The organism is Asticcacaulis sp. AND118 (assembly GCF_020535245.1).
Lineage (GTDB): Bacteria > Pseudomonadota > Alphaproteobacteria > Caulobacterales > Caulobacteraceae > Asticcacaulis.
This window is the reverse complement of sequence record NZ_CP084911.1, coordinates 739608-756255: the sequence shown is the minus strand read 5'-3', so window position 1 is coordinate 756255 and position 16648 is coordinate 739608. Positions and strand designations below refer to the sequence as shown.

Below are 16648 nucleotides of genomic sequence, written 5' to 3'. Positions count from 1 at the left end.
CACCCTGGAGTGTCAAAACGGGTGGAATCATTATTGCAACGCAGCATAAACTCTCTACAATGAGGGCATAGCTCAGATCCCCGCGCCGGAATTTGCACGGCCCTGTCTGCCGAAACCTATTTCAGCCTCTGGCGCCCTGTTTATATTCGCGTTGCCGTAGAAACCGACGGCGATTTATGAAAGTGATAAAATGAACGTATTCATTACCGGAACGGCAGGTTTCATCGGATTCCATCTGGCCCGCCGGCTGTTGGCCGATGGCCACACCGTCCACGGCTATGACGGCATGACGGAATATTACGACCTGCGCCTGAAACACACGCGCGTCGATATTCTGAAAGCCGAAGCGAACTATACCCACACCCAGGCCATGCTCGAAGACATGGACGCGCTGACCGCGGCCGCCGAAGCCTGTCAGCCGGACGTGATCGTGCACCTCGCCGCTCAGGCCGGCGTGCGCTACTCGCTCGAACAGCCGCGCACCTACGTCAACGCCAACTTGGTCGGTTCGTTCAACATCCTCGAAATCGCCCGCATCCTCAAGCCGCAGCACCTGCTGCTAGCCTCTACCTCTTCGGTCTATGGCGCCAACGAAAAGGTGCCGTTCGAAGAAGCCGACAAGACCGATGAGCCGATGACGCTTTATGCCGCGACCAAGAAGTCGATGGAAGTCATGGCGCACTCCTACGCCCACCTGTGGAAAATCCCGACGACCGCCTTCCGCTTCTTCACCGTGTACGGCCCCTATGGCCGTCCGGACATGGCGCTGTTCAAATTCGTCGCCGCGGCGGGCAAGAACGAGCCGATCGACGTCTACGGGATGGGCCAGCAGGAGCGCGACTTCACCTATATCGACGATCTGGTCGAAGCCATCGTGAAGCTGATCCCGGTCGTGCCGTCCGAGGACAACCGTGTGTCGGAAGACAAGGCGCGCGACACCCTGTCGAAGCTGGGGCCGTTCCGCATCGTCAACCTCGGCGGCGGTCAGCCGGTGGGGCTCCTGCCCTTCATCGACACGATCGAGGAAGCGCTGGAAACGCCGCTTCAGCGCAACATGCTGCCGATGCAAAAGGGCGATGTGCCGCGCACCTACGCCAGCCCGAAACTGCTTCAGGCTCTGACGGGCTTCCTGCCCAGCATCGACGTCAAGCAAGGCGTCACCGCGTTTGTGAACTGGTTCCGCGCCTATAATAAATAATCCGGCCCCTTTCCGGCGTCACAGAGGCGGAGACGTAAATGGCCAGGGTTCTGGTTCTAGGCAAATACTATCCGCCCTTCTCGGGCGGCATCGAGGTGAACACGCGCGACACCAGTGAAGCGCTGGCTAAACACCACGATGTCACGGTTTATTGCTTTAACCACGAAAAAGGCAACCGGACGGACACGATCAATGGCGTGACCGTCCGGCGCTTCAACATGCTGGCCAATGTCGAAAGTCAGCCGATCAGCCTGTCGATGATAGTCCAGATCGCCCGGTCCAATCCGGATCTGGTGCATTTCCACGCACCCAACTTCATCGCCAATGCCGGACTGGCCCTGATGCTGATGCTCGGCAAACGTCCGAAGATCGTCGTCACCCACCACACGGACGTTTTCGGCCGCAAGCGTCTGAAGGCGCTGCTAATGCCGCTGTACCGCTTCGTGTTGCGCGCCAGCACTTTCGTACTGGTGACCTCGGGCAAGCTCATCGCCATTTCGCAGGACCTGCCCAAGGGGCCGCAATACAAAGTCATACCGTTGGGTGTGAATGTCGAACGCTTCGTCGATCCGGCCCCCATACGGGACAGCGATGCCACGTCCAAGCCTGTCGGCTTCCTCAGTCGTCATGCGCGCTACAAGGGTTTGTCGGTCCTGCTGAAAGCCCTGTCGCGCCTGCCCGGCGTTCCCGCGCGCATAGGCGGCGACGGTCCCTATCGTGTCGAGGGCGAAGCGCTGGTCAATGAGTTGTCGATACAGGACCGCATCGAGTTTCTCGGCGATATCACCTCCTTCGACGACAAGCTCGCTTTTTACCGTTCGATCGGCGTCTTCGTCTTTCCGTCCACCGAAGTCACCGAGACCTTCGGCATTTCGCAACTCGAAGCCATGCTGATGGGGGTGCCCGTTATCGCCTCGGATCTGAAGACCGGCGTCACCGACATCGCCATCGACGAGGAAACGGCGCTGCTGATCGAACCCGGTAACGACGCGCAACTGAGCGAAGCCATTACCCGCCTGCGCACGGATCAGGCCCTGCGTCGCCGGCTGATCGATAACGCGCGCCAGCACGTGCTGACCCATTTCAATAATGACGTCATCATTCAGCAAACCGTGAATGTGTTCGAAGAAGCCCTGACCGGCGTCAAACCGGCCAAGCCTGCCCCCGTGCCCCACGCCCCCACGATCCTGCCCCCCATGCCTTCCGCCAAGGCGGGCAAGCTCTATATCAATGGTAGATTCCTGACTCAGGACCTGACCGGCGTGCAGCGCTACGCCACCGAAGTGGTCCGGGCGCTCGATGCCCTGCTGGCCGCCGCCGGTCCGGATGCGCCGGCCTGTCAGCTTCTGGCGCCGAAAGGCGCCGATGCCGGCCATCTCGATCTCAAGGCTATCCAGCTCGTCACGGGCGGCGCGCTCGGCGGCCATGCGTGGGAACAGAGCTGGTTGCCGACGGCAGCGCGACGCGGCGCGCTTGTCAATCTGTGCAACAGTGGCCCTGTTTTGCACCCGCGTTCGCTGACAGTGATCCACGACGCCATCATCTATCGCAAGCCGGAACTGTTTTCGGCCAATTACCGCCGTCTGCACCAGACCCTGGGTCGCCTCCTGTCGCGCCGCTCGCGGCTGGCGACCGTGTCCGAATTTTCCCGTCGCGAATTAAGCGACGTTTTAAATATCGATACCGATCGTCTCACCGTTATTCCCAACGGAGCCGATCATATCCGCCGCGTCATTTCCGACGACGCCATAACCGCGCGCCTCGGCCTTGAGCGCGGGGGATATTTCCTCTTTGTCGGTTCCCCCGCGCCTCACAAAAATCTGAAAACCGCGCTTAAAGCCTTCGAACAACTCGCTGATCCGGTGATGAAATTCGTCGTCGTCGGCGCCGCGAAAGCCAAGGTCTTCGGCGATGGCGACCTGGCGGGTGGCGAAAATGTACTGTTCACCGGCCGCCTCACCGACGGCGAGATCGCCGGGCTCTATCGTCAGGCCAAGGCGTTCGTATTCCCCAGCCTCTACGAAGGCTTCGGCATTCCGCCTCTGGAAGCCATGGTGCACGGCTGCCCCGTTCTGGCCTCCGATATTGCGCCGTGCCGCGAAGTCTGCGCCGATGCGGCCCTGTTCTTCTCGCCGGCCGATCCGAACGCTCTGACCGCCGCCATGCAGTGCATTCTGGCCGAGCCGCAGACGGCGGCAGCCCTGAGCCAGGCGGGACCGAAGCGCGCCGACTATTATAGCTGGCGGCAGAGCGCGCAGATGCTGCTCGACCGTCTGTACCGGGGGGACTTGTTGCAGGGGACGTTGCCCAAGGACAGGATCGCCGAATGACCGTCAGAGCCCCCGATGATCGCTTCGCCGCTAAGGTCAAGGCCGATCTGGCCATGTGGGAAATCGCCTGGAAGAAGAAGGCGTCCCCGGCCATGCTGGTCAGACTGCTGCTGTTCGAAGGCGGCTTCCAGTTGACCTTCCTGCTGCGGCTGGTCGAGGCCGCCGGGCGCGTGCCGGTCGTAGGTGCGCTCCTGTCTCTGATCCTGCTTTACTGGACCAACCGCTTCTTCGCCTGCGACTTCGCCCGCCGCCTGACCATCGGCGGCGGCTTGTTCACACCGCATCCGACCGGAATTGTCATCGGGGCGGATGTGGTGATCGGGCGCAATGTCGGCATCATGCATCAGGTGACCATCGGTCGCGGCCGTCCGGGCAGCCACACGTCGCCGCGCATAGAAGACGGCGTTTATCTCAGCCCCGGCGTCAAGGTCATCGGGGAACTGACGGTCGGCGCCGGGTCGATGGTCGGCGCCAATGCCGTCGTCAATCGCGACATCCCGGCGAATTCCGTTGCCGTAGGCGTGCCTGCACGTGTCATCAAGCAGAACGCCACGCCTGACGCCCGCACCCTATCCACCGCCGATCCCCTTCCATCCGAGCGCGTCTGAGGCCGTTTCCCCGCATGACCTCCCCCGCCAGTCACAACCGATACGCCTTTCTCGACGTCTGTCGCGCCTTGGCCGCCATCGCGGTCATGTTGCAACACGCGGGCGAAGCCGCTGGCCTGTTCGGTCTCAAGACCACAGATTTCAGCCACTCCGTTTTTAGCTTTGGTCAGATGGGCGTCGTGCTCTTCTTCCTGATCAGCGGCTATATCATCCCGAAGAGTCTGGAATCGGCTGGAAACATGAAGCGCTTCTGGGTCCGCCGCATCTTCCGCATCTATCCGCTGTATTTCTTCATCATGGCGGTGACCATCGTCATTTCGATCGTGTTTCAGCACAAGCCGGCGCCGGAACCGCTTATCCTTCTGCCGCATCTGGTTTTCGTGCAAAGCTGGATCGGTTTCCCCAACTATGTCGGCGGTTCGTGGACCCTGTTCATCGAACTGCTGTGGTACTCGCTATTCGCGACGATCTTTTTTCTGAAAATCAACCGCAACCATTTTCTGGTCTTCTACGCGCCAATGGCCGGTATAATCGCGCTGGAAGTGCTGTCCATGGCGCTGAACATCCGTTTCCCTTTCGGCCGCTTCTGCATGATCGCCGCCTGCTTTATGGGCCTTCTGTGGCTGCGCTATAACGACGGTGTCGTATCCAGGCGCTTCTTCTTCACGACCTTGGCCGCCTATGGCGCGACGCTCCTGAGCGCCTTCTATGTCGGCTTCGAACTCATACCGGCCGCACGCGACGACGCCTTTACCTTCCAAGGCGTGATCATCACCTGGGCCGTAGGTATAGCCACTTTTGCTCTGGCCTATTGGCTGCGGTTCGAAAGCCGCATTCTGGCCTATCTCGGCATGATCAGTTTCTCGCTCTATCTGGTGCACTCACCGGTCATCACCGTGCTGCACGCCTTCGGTGTAACGGGGCCACTCGTCCTGCCCGCCGTGTTCGCAATTACCATCCCTATCTCCGTCCTGACCTACAAATATGTCGAAGAGGTTTTCGTCAATCTGAGCCGGAAGGTGAGTTGATGGCATTGCCCCATGGCGAAAATTTTTTACATATCAGCCGGTTAAACGGTGCCGTCCCTGATGCGCCTTCAGGGTTTCCTTTACGCTTCTGCCTGGCCATGTTATTTTCACAGTGATCGAATAGTATAGCTAACGGCCTGCCCCCTTTTTCAATCAACGCATTTCATCCAGCAGAATAGTTTAATGTCAAAGATCGGCCTCAGATTAGAAACAATCGGAACCTTTGTGGCGCTGCTCGTCCTGTTGCAGTACTCGAATTCAGGGGCGATACGGTATTATCTGGTTAGCGTGGGTGCCTCCGCCCTCTATAACCTACCCGACCTTCTGGCGGTGCTGATGGTGTTCATCGCCATCTTTATGGGCATCTTCACGCGCACAACTCAGTTCGACAAACGCGCCTGTTTTGCCTTTGCGGGTCTGTTACTGATGGGTGTCGCTATCGGCTACATAAATACCCGTAGCGTGGTGTCCGTCACCGTGGCGTTCAAAATGGTGTCCATTTTCTTGTTCGGTTATTTCTATTCGAACTCCGTAAGAAATCTGAGCAAATACTGGATCATCCTGCTGATCGCCTACGGCGCGCAGGCTGCCGCCATCTATTTTGATCAGTTCATGGAATTTCCATGGAAGAACTTCTCTTTCGAAGTGATGGGACAAGCCCGGGTGGCGTCTAAACAATGGTGGGCAGGCGGTCAGGAACGCATCGCCGGGCTTTCTTTCGAAAATACTGCTACCGCCTTCGCCATGCTGGGCATGCACCACCTGATCTTCAATCGTCCCGGCAGCAATCGACTGATCAACCTGCTCATGTACGGCGTAACGATCTACGCTATTTACCTGACCACGAGTAAGACCGCGTTAATTTGCGCCGTAGTTCTCGCGGCGAAGGACTTCATTATCCTCTTTATGCGCAAACCTGTGCAGTTAGCAGTTACGAAATATGGTGCGAATGTGTTGTTGGCGTTAGTCATCATCATTCCACTAGTCTCCGTGACACTGATCACCAGCGCGCCCGACATAGCCTATCTGAATAGTTGGTACGACCGCGCCACCCGGACATGGCTGGCCCCGCTGGAACTGATGTGGAACATCAGCCCCATCTCCTTCCTGACCGGCATGGGGCTGGGCATGGTGGATTATCCCATAGGCTACAGCGCCATGAGAGATTCCTTCATCTCGTACGATAATTTTCTGCTCGGTACGGCCATGATGTTCGGCGTCCCCTTCGCCATGCTGGTCTATTGGCAGATGATTTCAAAAATCCGGATACTACCGGACCGTGATAAGTTCTTTTTTGCTTGCCTTTGCCTTTATGGCATCTTTGTAGGATGTTATGGGGCACCCTTATTCGCAATTCTCGCTGGCAGTTTCTACGGCTACCGTCGCTTACAGGAAAAGGCCCCTTCCACGCCCGAACTCGCCAATTCCGCCCCATTACGCCAGCGCCCTCAACTTCCCCTGCGGCCCCGCCCGCCACTGGAGCCCCGACGACCGCAGGGTTAAGTGCCACAAAAACCTAATTCCGATCCGCTGGCGGACTTCCGCTAACGGGCCAGCCTTTTGACGCAGACGTTTTTTAATTCATTCATCCGGGACCGACCCATGCCGAACGCCACCCCCTCGAATTCCGTTCTGTTCCTTTCAGAGGTCATCAACTGCAATGATGGGATCGCCAGCTATTGTCAGACTCTGGCGGCCGGTCTGAAGGACAACGGCGTAAAGGTGCACTTTGTCACGGGTCTGATCCGGTCGAACGAAACGTCTGAAGGCAAGCGCAAGGCGCTGGAAAATTCGGTGGAAAGCCTGGTGGTCATTCCGGGCCTGACCAAATGGCCCAAACCCGCTCATCTGAAGCAGATTGCCGAGATTATCCGCCGCGAGAACATCCGCACCGTCAATGTCCACGGCCTTGGCATGTTGCTGTGCGGTCGCCTCCTGTCCCTGATGACCGGCGCACGCGTCGTCGCCACCTATCACCCGTCGGTATTGGGCGACCTGAACACGGTGCTCAAGGAGTCGCAACAAAAGTTCAACGCCGGTCAGCAAATTTATCTCAACCTGTTCTTCCCGGACTATTTGGTCGTTATGTCCGAAGAGTCTCTGGCCTATATCCGCAGCCATAACCTGCTGTTCAAGGACCGGGTCATCAAGATCATGGCCGGTACGGACCTGAGCCACTTCGCGCCGGCGACACCGGAACAACGCGCCGCCGCCCGCAAAAAATACAATCTGAAAGACGACGATTTCGTCTGCGTGCTGACCGCCCGCCTCGCCTGGGTCAAAGGTCAGGACCTGCTGGTCGACGCCGTGCGCCGTCTGCGCGTCAGCCACCCGGAACTGTCGCTCAAATGCCTGCTGGTCGGCAGCGGCGGCAAGGAGCGCGAACAGGAAATCATCAGCATGGCGCACAAAAGCGCGGAAGATCACGATTCCTTCCGCTTCCTGGGGTTTATGAGCGATGTGCGCGAAACCCTGTGGGCGTCCGACGTCTTCGTCCTGCCCAGCCGCATCGAAGGCTTCCCCATAAGCGTGCTGGAAGCGATGTCGTCCGGTCTGGTGCCAGTGCGCACGCCCGCAGGCGGCGCGAGCGATCAGATTCAGAACGGCGAAACCGGCTTCATCGTGCCCTTCGAAGACCCTCAGGCTCTGGCCGACGCCCTGCTGAAACTGACCGACGCCCCGCTGAGGAAAAAAATGTCCGAACGCGCCATCGCCTACGCGCAATCGGCCTTCCGCATCGACACCATGGTGACCCATATGATGGATGCCTTCGGTATGTCCCGTAAAGCCTGAATCCTCACCGAACGCCCGACCGACCGCCAACCCCGATAAAGCAAATAAAGCTTATGTTGAAATCACTACTGACCCCTCTCACCAATATGGGTCTGCGCGGCTTCGGTCTGGTCGGGAGATTTGCACTTTCCTTCTTCCTGATCAAATATCTAGGGACCACTCAAACGGGCCAGTTTGGCCTGATTGTTGGTGTCGCAGGCATTTTACCCGCTCTATACGGCTTTGGAATGAATTATTTCTTAGGTCGAGAAGTCATTAAATCTGAAATATCTGATGCTTTTGCACATATTAGAGATAAATTTCTTATTATATCATCTCTACTTATATTAACATTTGTTGGAGCGTTAATTTTTAATTTTTTTCATGAAATAAGCGCTCTAGGAAATTTATATATTGCCAGTTTGGTGATATTTTTAGAGGTAATAAGCTTTGACATGCACATAATGCTTGTCAATTTAAGAAAACCATTACTGGCAAATGTTCTCGTTGTAATTCGATCGGCGTCTTGGGTTTTCCCATTTATAGGATTAAGCTATTTTTATCCGGAATTCAGAACGCTTGACGTTCTTTTGAATTTCTGGCTAGCCGCTCTATTGATAAATTTTGCAATGGTATGGCTTTTCACACGAGATTGGCCTTGGCGCTCCACTTTGAAACGGCCAATCGATTTCCAGTGGATAAAAAAAACCGTCCAGACATCAGGCTTGATCTACCTGAGTGACTTGGGCTTGGTCGTATATTCCTATTTTGACCGCTTTTTCCTCGCGGCGAAACTAGGACTTGCTGCAGCGGGCGTTTATACCTTCTTCTGGACTATGGCGAATGCGCTTTTAGTACTCATAGGCGTCGCCGTAGTCCAGGTGTCGCTCCCCACGCTCGTTGATGCCTTCTCAGAATCTAAAGCCGCGTGGCGCACGAAATTTCGACAGCTAATGACGAAAGCAGTTCTGGGCAGCGCAGTCTTATCAGGCCTAATGTATGTTGGCGTGTTGTTTATAATGCCATTTTTGAACAACCCAGAACTATCACATCATCCATTAATATTTCCAGTAATGCTGTTTTCTGTAATTGTGAAAATAGCTGCTGACATGACTCACTTTGGCCTGTATAGTGCAAATAAAGATAAAACTCTCGCAATTATCAATATTTCCGGAATTTTTGTAAATACATTACTTACCTTTGTATTTGTGAGTCATTTCGGCCTAATAGGATCGGCGTTATCCATGATGGGTACCGCCTTCTATCTTCTATTTAGCAGGGGTTACTTCCTGCTTCGCAACATGAACACACCCAGAATACAGACGTAAAGGCAATGTGATTTCATTTCACATCGCCGTAACTTGTTTTAATGGGACGCTGTGAAATGATAATCAATCCAGTCAGGAATGATCTCGAAGCCAATTGCGGGAAAAGCGGGCTGTTGAACCAGTTCGTTATGTGGATATTTAGCCCCTCATATAGCGCAATATCCTCATGGCGCTTTTCTCGAAAGGTGCGCAAGTCAGGCCCATTGGGTAAGTTATTGGCTCGCACATGTATAAACCTTTTTGTCCATAGCCGTGGCTGTTTTATTCCCCCTTCAGCCTCTATAGGCCGTGGGTTATGTCTACCTCACCCGGTAGGCGTCGTTATTGGCGAAGGCTGTGTGATCGGCGACAGCGTCACCATTTACCAGAACGTCACATTGGGAATTGCCAAAGAATCTCAACGGGCCTACCCACAGATCGAAGATGGTGTGACCATCTACGCCGGCGCCATCCTGCTGGGTGGCATCCGCGTCGGACGTGGCTCGATCGTTGCCGCCGGCGCCATCGTCACCAAGGATGTCCCACCCCACAGCCTGGCCATTGGCGCACCGGCCCGTGTCAGGCCGTTGGCCTGAAACCACCCAAAAGACATGGCGGGCTTATTCCTCTCCTGTTACGGTTCGGGTCCTCAAACCCGACAGTCTGCAACACAGGAAGCCTGACATGCGCCCCTTGGCCCTTGCCCTCGCCCTGAGTTTTCTTGCCATGCTCGCCCTGCCACAGGGCGCGTTCGCTATCGACGCCACGACGCTGAACGGCAAGGTGCTGACCGGTTATCAGGGTTGGTTCCGCTGTCCCCGCGACGGCAGCAAGGCCGGCTGGGACGGCTATATTTCGCCCAAGGGCCCGTGGCGCGCCGACCGCGATCAGCCCGGTAAACGCCAATGGGACATGGACATGTGGCCCGATGTGTCGGAGATGGAATCCTCTTCCCTGTGCGAGATGCCGGGTCAGACCCGCGGCGGCAAAAAACTTCAGGTCTTCACGTCTTTTGCCCCGGCCACTCAGCAGACGCACTTCCGCTGGATGCGTGAACACGGGATCGACGGCGTGCTGTTGCAACGTTTTCTGATCAAGTTGCAAACCAGCTATGCCGAAAACGATCAGGTCCTGAAAAACGTCATCGCCGCCGCGCGCGACAACGATCGCGTCTTCGCCATCGAATATGACGTGACCGATTTCAAGGGCGACGCGCTGGCCACGCTTAAAAGCGACTGGACGCGGCTGAACACCCAATTCAAGCTGACCAAGGCCAGGGGCTATCAGCACGATGAGGGCAGGCCGGTCGTGTCGTTCTGGGGCATCGGCTTCAAGGATAACCGCCGTATCAACGATCCGGAAGAGGCGTTGAAGATCATCAACTGGTTCAAGTCGCAGGGCGTGCGCGTTATGGGCGGCGTCCCGGATAACTGGAGCAAGGATGCGGTGGACTCACCTTGGAGTAAGGTCTATGCCGCACTCGACATCGTCCAGCCGTGGACGGTGGGGACCTACCGCTCGTCCGAAGACTTCGCCAAACGCGGCGAACCGCAGTTTACGCAAGATATGGCTGTAGCCCGTCGTAACAAGCAGGACTACATGCCGGTCATCTATCCGGGCTTTTCGTGGAAAAACCGGCATCCGCAAACCCAGTTGAATCGCGTCCCGCGGGCGGGCGGCGATTTTCTGATGACCCAGGCCCAAGCCGCGAAGACGGCCGGTGCGCGCATGGTCAAGATCGCCATGTTCGACGAAATCAACGAAGCCACCGCTATATTTAAGGTCGCGACCACCCTGGATCAGGTTCCCGAAGACGGCGAATGGGTGACGCTGGATTCGGACGGCAAGGCCCTGCCGAATGACCACTATCTACAGGTATCAGGCCGCATCAGCCGTCTTTTCAAGGAAAAATAACCGGCAGGAATATCTCCATTCGGGATTGCATTTGCAGTGCACAAACGGCATCGTAAAACGCCCGGAGCGGTAAAGGCCAAGTTATGTGCGACCGGCCGGGGAATAATGGTGAAAAACGCTTCTGCATCCAATTTCTAAACGCGGATGGGTTTCGGTTTTCTACTGACTTCGGAGCATTTACGGTTAATGCCGGAGACGCTTGCTGCACCGCCCTTAACTTTAGAAATCGCTTGCTTCGCCTTGCCGGTTCAGGGTAATTATAAAATTGTGCTCTGCACCAATTTTTTTCGACTACGGCATTTGAAGCTGTTTCGTTAAGCATCCATTCGCCTCGTAGATAATTTTATATCGTAGATCCGACGTTCACGGGATTGTTTCAATGTCATCCACAGTGGTCATATTTGGCGGCTCCGGCTTTATTGGTTCGCACCTTATCAAGCGTCTGTCACAAGCCGGTGAGACCGTCGTTTCCATTGACCGCCGTGAACCACGCGAACGTATCGCCGGTGTGCAATATCTGCTCAAGGACGTCCGCGACCTTTCCGACCTGATGATCGACGGCCCGGTTTCGCGCATCTACAATTTCGCGGCGGTCCATACGACTCCCGGTCACCCCACCCACGAATATTACGACACCAATATCGCCGGTGCGAGCGAGATCACGCAGTTCGCCAAACGTAAAAACGTCGATGAGATCATCTTCACCAGTTCCATTTCGGTCTATGGTCCGTCCGAGGACCGCCTGTCGGAACAGTCGAAGCCCAATCCGCAATCCGCCTATGGCTGGTCAAAACTTCTGGCCGAAAAAATCCACAAGGCCTGGCAGTCCGAAGCCCCGGATCGTCGCCTGACCGTCGTACGCCCGGCCGTGGTCTTCGGCCCCCACGAAGGCGGCAACTTCACCCGTCTGTCGCGCCTGCTGGCCAAGGGCTTCTTCATCTATCCCGGCCGCACCGACACGGTGAAGGCGTGCATCTATGTAGAGGACCTGCTGGACGCCATCGAGTATGCGCGTTCACAAAACCAGGGACAGGTGCTGTTCAACGGCGCCTACTCGCCGATCTACACCATCAAAGACATCGTTACGACCTTCAGCCGCAATCACTTCCCCAAGGCCAGGACTTTTGTCGTGCCGAAGGGCATTATCTATTTTGCCGCTGCTTGCCTGAAGCCACTGTCCGCTTCGGGTCTGGGCATCCACCCTGAACGCATCATGAAACTGGTGCGTTCGACCAATATCGAGCCCGGCTGGCTCGACAAACAGGGCTGGACGCCGCCACGCGGGCTTGAAGTGGCTCTGAACCAATGGTCAGCCCAGACCAACGGCAAATTTGACTGATTGTCGGCCTCCCGGCAGATATTTTCGAACGCTTTATTTTCAAACGCATAGGCTTAGGACTCTTCCGTGAAAGTTGCTCTGGTCCATTACTGGCTCGTGAACATGCGCGGCGGAGAGCGCGTCCTTCGCGCCCTGTGCGACCTGTATCCGCAAGCCGACATCTTTGCGCTGGTGGCGGACGCCGACGTCGTGAAGGAACATTTTCCGGGGCATACGGTAAAAACCTCCTTCCTGCAGAAAATCGGCGGCAAGAAGCACTATCAGAAGATGCTGCCCCTGATGCCGCACGCGCTGGAATCGTTCGATCTGACCGGCTACGATCTGGTCATCTCGTCGGAATCCGGACCGGCCAAGGGCGTGGTGACGCGGCCTGACTCGCTGCACGTGTGCTACTGCCACTCGCCGATGCGTTATATCTGGGATCTGTTCCCCCAATATTACGCGGCTTCGGGCAAGGTGGCGCGCCTGGCCCTGTCCTTGTTTGCGCCGGGCCTGCGTCAATGGGATGTGACCACGTCGGCGCGCGTCGATCATTTTGTCGCCAACTCGACCTTCGTCGCTCAACGCATCAAGAAGTTTTACCGCCGCGATTCCGATATCGTTTTTCCGCCGGTCGGCGTGAAGCGGTTCGATATCTCACCCGATGTTGACGACTATTATCTCTGCGCCGGTCAGATCACGCCCTACAAGAAGATCGAAGTCGCCATCGAGGCCTGCAACAAGCTGGGGCGCCGCCTGATCATCGTCGGTGACGGCGCGACCAAGGCCCTGAAAGATCTGGCCGGTCCGACCATCGAATTTACCGGCCCGGTGCCGCACGCCCGTCTCAAGGACTATATGGCGCGCTGCCGCGCCCTGCTCTTCCCCGGCGTGGAAGACTTCGGCATCCTGCCGCTCGAAGTCATGGCCAGCGGTCGCCCCGTTATCGCCTATGGACGCGGCGGTGCGCTCGAAACCATCAAGGACGGCGTCACGGGTGCGTTCTTCGCCGAACAAAGCGCGGCGTCGCTCAGCGAGGCCATTCTGGCCTTTGAAGCCGAGCCCACGCGCTTCGACCCGGAAAGCATCCGCGCCCACGCCCTGACCTTCGACGAAGAGGTGTTCAAGGCGAGGATCAGCGCGGTTATTTCCACCGCACTCAGGGAACGCGGCCTCTCCGCCTGAATTTAAGCCGCTTTCCGGCTAAGTCCCACATAGATATCGCGATATTCCCGGACCAGATCCGGGAAGCGGCGACGGCTTGCTTCCAGACCTGATAATACTCGATAGGCCTGATCTATCCGCACGGGGTCGACTATCAACCGCTCAAGCTGCGCCGCCAGAGCGGCCGCCGTTGCCTCGACAACCCAGCCCGTCACTCCGGGTTCGATGCTCTCCTGCATGCCGCCCCGATCGGTGCACAGGACGGGGCGTCCGGCGACCAGCGAGTCCTGCACGACCAGACCTGCCGGTTCGTGCCACAGGGACGGCGCGACGGTCATATGCACGCCCTCATAAAAACCCTTCGGGTCGACAAAACCCAGAAATTCCAACCGGGCCTTCGGGGCCAACGCGGTCAGGCGCGCCTGCTCTTCGCGATTCACCCGCCCGGCCAGCTTCAGCTCGATGGCCTCAGCCGGCAGGCGGCCGATCGCCTCGATAAGCATCTGCACGCCCTTCTCTTCGGCGAAACGGCCGATATAGCCGACCTTCAGCACGCCTTCGTAAGGCAGGGGCGGCGCCAGTTGCACCTCGGGATTGGGGATGTTGCGCACCACATAGGTAGGGGTCTGCGCCGACAGCGCACCCGTGCAACGGTGGATGTCGAGCGTCTTCTCGCTGACGCTGGTGACCGCATCGAGTTTCTGCGCCCGCTGGCGCCGCTGCGTGGTCAGAAGCCCGCACGAACCGCAAGTCTGCTCACACGCCACGCCGTCCTTGAAGCGCGAACAGCGCGGACAACTCAGATAATAGTCGTGCAGGGTATGCACAACCGGAATGCCCAGACCGTGCGCTACGCGCCAGACATCGGCGCTGAGGCCGTTCAGCGTATGGCTATGCAGGACATCAGGCCGAAAATCCGCAAGGATCTGACGCAAACCCCTTGGCGCGCGCCAGCGGTCGTCAATGGCGTGCCAGGCCAGGCGTTGCAGGGCATTGCGCTTGTCTTCAAAGGGCGGAAACAGGTTATCGATCGGCAGAAAATGCACCGTCACGCCATTGACGATCTCGCTGCGCGCCTGGCCGTCCAGCGCCACGCGGAGGGCGATGACCTCATCGCCGGCGGCAACCAGCGCTTCCGCCAGTTGCCGCACCAGCACCTCGGCACCGCCGAACATGAAAGGGGCTTCCGGCGTCACATAGAGGGTATTGCACAGGGCGATGCGCATGAAATCCGCCACTCCAAATCAAGTCCGGCGCACGACCGCCACAGACACCGAATATCACAGGCCACGCCGGCGCGCTCTATTTGAAGCTGACCAGTACGGGGTGGTCGCTGACGGGCACCTTAAGCATGCGGGCGGACGCGCGCGCCGAAACCGGCGATACGCCTTTCATCGGGTCATAGACCGCGATGTTGCTGATGTCGCGATCGAAGGTCACCTCGACCGTCTTGGCGGGCACCTTGATATCGCTGCGCGTGTTGGCGTTCCAGATGCGCGGCTCGGCCCACAGAGCCAGCAGATAGGTGCCATCGCTCTTCTGCAGCAGCAATTGCATGCCGGGCACATAGCCCGCGCCCTTGAGGGAATAGCTGACAGGGATACTATGCGCCGGCGCCCCCTGCCCCGGATCGGCGAGAATGCGCGTCAGATTGCGCAGCGCCACGGCCGCAGGCTTGGGACGACCATCGGCATAGAAGAGGCCGAAGTGCTTTTCGATATCGGTGGCGGGCTTGTCCAGCGCATGATCCATCAACTGATAGATGTAGGTCCGGCGCGCGCCCAGCGTGTAGGCGTCGAAGACGCTGCTCAGGAGGTATTTGGCCTGCACGGTCTCGCTGACGCTGAGCCACAGCGGGATGGCGGGGTTCTGATCGGTGGCGAAGCCGGTCTCGGTAATCACCACGGGCTTGCCGGCCACATGCGATTTGCGCGCCAGCGCGCCGGCCAGCACTTCACGCGGCGGCGCACCCTGGAAGGAATATTCATGGATATTGGCAAAGTCGGCGTTCGTCTCGGCGCCCACGGCCTTCAGGTCCGCCTGATAATCCGCCTTGCAGATCGCGTCGCCCAGGCCCTTTTTGATGAACACCATCGTGTAGGCATAGACCGGCAGATGTTTCAGCTTCGGATCGGCTTTGACACTCTTGTAGAGATCGGCCTGCAAGGCCTTGACCGGGGCGAAGTCCCGTCGGCACATGCTGGCGGCCTTGCCCTTGTACTCGACGTTCCAATGCTGGTGCATGAAGACGTTATTGACCTCGTTCAGGCCTTCGATGCCTTCCAGCGCGCCGGGCTGCCGCGCTTCGATATCACGCATGGCCTGAAGGAAGCCATCGAGATTCACCGGTCCGCCGCTACCGGGGGTCAGGGTCAAGCGGACCCCGGCGTCTCGCGCCACGGTCGTCAGGCGCGATATCTGCTCCGGCGTATAGTCACGGCCGCTGTCACGCACATGGCGGAAACCGATATAGCGCAGGCTGTTTGAGACGATCGTCGTATCCGCGTATCCCACGAAATCCGGACCGGTGAAATTGATATGGGTATTGACGCCCAGACTGTCCAGAAAGGTCGCGACGGGCACCGGTCGCGGCGCGTCTTTCGCACCCGCAAAATGCGGCAGCAGCAGGCAGATAACGATTACAACAAGGCCAGCGACGGCTGCCCCGACAAGCGCGAGGCCTGTCTTACCAAGGTCACGAAAAGACCTGCCTGCTAAAATCTTCATTTTAAAAACCGATAATATATAAATAATCACGATATATGCATTGCAGTGCAAAATCCAGACATTACCGCATATTCACACTACCTGTGGCCGTGAATCCACTTCATTAGCAAGGTCTGACGCCTCTGGCGCGAAGCCTTTTCACTGCTCACAATTGCAAACGATATTTCACTTGATATGTGCGGCGCAGCATTATAGCGTCACGTGTGTCTGTGGTGTCGGAAAAGGCGATGTTATTCCGCTTGTTGGCCCGACGATGCACCCCGGTGTGCAGGCGGCGCACAA

General features: G+C 57.5%; 13 protein-coding genes. 11 read left to right on the top strand and 2 right to left on the bottom strand.

Translation table 11 applies throughout. From position 1 onward, the window contains the following. The first annotated feature begins 190 nt into the window (after positions 1-190). The 11 genes from LH365_RS16785 to LH365_RS16735 all read left to right on the top strand — a co-directional run bounded on the left by LH365_RS16785 (position 191) and on the right by LH365_RS16735 (position 13660). Complete coding sequence (locus tag LH365_RS16785) at positions 191-1198, top strand: NAD-dependent epimerase/dehydratase family protein (protein ID WP_226745707.1); 1008 nt, start codon at positions 191-193, stop codon at positions 1196-1198. A 38-nt stretch (positions 1199-1236) separates the two neighbouring features. Then, the gene (locus tag LH365_RS16780) at positions 1237-3528 is read left to right on the top strand and encodes a glycosyltransferase (RefSeq protein ID WP_226745706.1); all 2292 of its coding nucleotides are present in this window, start codon (positions 1237-1239) and stop codon (positions 3526-3528) included. After that, positions 3525-4136 carry a serine acetyltransferase gene (locus tag LH365_RS18715; RefSeq protein WP_304502305.1) on the top strand — a complete coding sequence of 204 codons (612 nt, stop codon included), beginning with the start codon at positions 3525-3527 and terminating at the stop codon, positions 4134-4136. The genes LH365_RS16780 and LH365_RS18715 overlap by 4 nt, the downstream gene beginning before the upstream one ends. Before the next feature lie 14 nt (positions 4137-4150). Then, on the top strand, positions 4151-5164 hold the full coding sequence (locus LH365_RS16770) for an acyltransferase (RefSeq protein WP_226745705.1): 1014 nt from the start codon (positions 4151-4153) through the stop codon (positions 5162-5164). 183 nt (positions 5165-5347) lie between these two features. Then, complete coding sequence (locus LH365_RS16765; RefSeq protein WP_226745704.1) at positions 5348-6667, top strand: hypothetical protein; 1320 nt, start codon at positions 5348-5350, stop codon at positions 6665-6667. 99 nt (positions 6668-6766) lie between these two features. Next, entirely contained in the window at positions 6767-7957 is a 1191-nt protein-coding gene (locus tag LH365_RS16760) for a glycosyltransferase family 4 protein (RefSeq protein ID WP_226745703.1), read from the top strand. A gap of 53 nt (positions 7958-8010) precedes the next feature. Next, entirely contained in the window at positions 8011-9264 is a 1254-nt protein-coding gene (locus LH365_RS16755; RefSeq protein WP_226745702.1) for a lipopolysaccharide biosynthesis protein, read from the top strand. Between the two features lie 338 nt (positions 9265-9602). Further along, on the top strand, positions 9603-9839 hold the full coding sequence (locus tag LH365_RS18790; RefSeq protein WP_370639758.1) for a serine O-acetyltransferase: 237 nt from the start codon (positions 9603-9605) through the stop codon (positions 9837-9839). 88 nt (positions 9840-9927) lie between these two features. Further along, positions 9928-11157: a glycoside hydrolase family 71/99-like protein gene (locus LH365_RS16745; protein ID WP_226745701.1), complete on the top strand. Its 1230-nt coding sequence runs from the start codon at positions 9928-9930 to the stop codon at positions 11155-11157. Positions 11158-11536: 379 nt separating this feature from the next. Further along, complete coding sequence (locus LH365_RS16740; RefSeq protein WP_226745700.1) at positions 11537-12496, top strand: NAD(P)-dependent oxidoreductase; 960 nt, start codon at positions 11537-11539, stop codon at positions 12494-12496. A gap of 66 nt (positions 12497-12562) precedes the next feature. Then, the gene (locus tag LH365_RS16735; RefSeq protein ID WP_226745699.1) at positions 12563-13660 is read left to right on the top strand and encodes a glycosyltransferase; all 1098 of its coding nucleotides are present in this window, start codon (positions 12563-12565) and stop codon (positions 13658-13660) included. 2 nt (positions 13661-13662) lie between these two features. Here LH365_RS16735 and LH365_RS16730 read toward each other — a convergent pair whose 3' ends face one another. Further along, positions 13663-14865 carry a glycosyltransferase family 4 protein gene (locus LH365_RS16730; RefSeq protein ID WP_226745698.1) on the bottom strand — a complete coding sequence of 401 codons (1203 nt, stop codon included), beginning with the start codon at positions 14863-14865 and terminating at the stop codon, positions 13663-13665. 76 nt (positions 14866-14941) lie between these two features. After that, positions 14942-16366 (bottom strand): hypothetical protein, encoded by a 1425-nt coding sequence (locus LH365_RS16725; protein ID WP_226745697.1) that lies wholly within the window; start codon positions 16364-16366, stop codon positions 14942-14944. Positions 16367-16648: the final 282 nt, after the last annotated feature.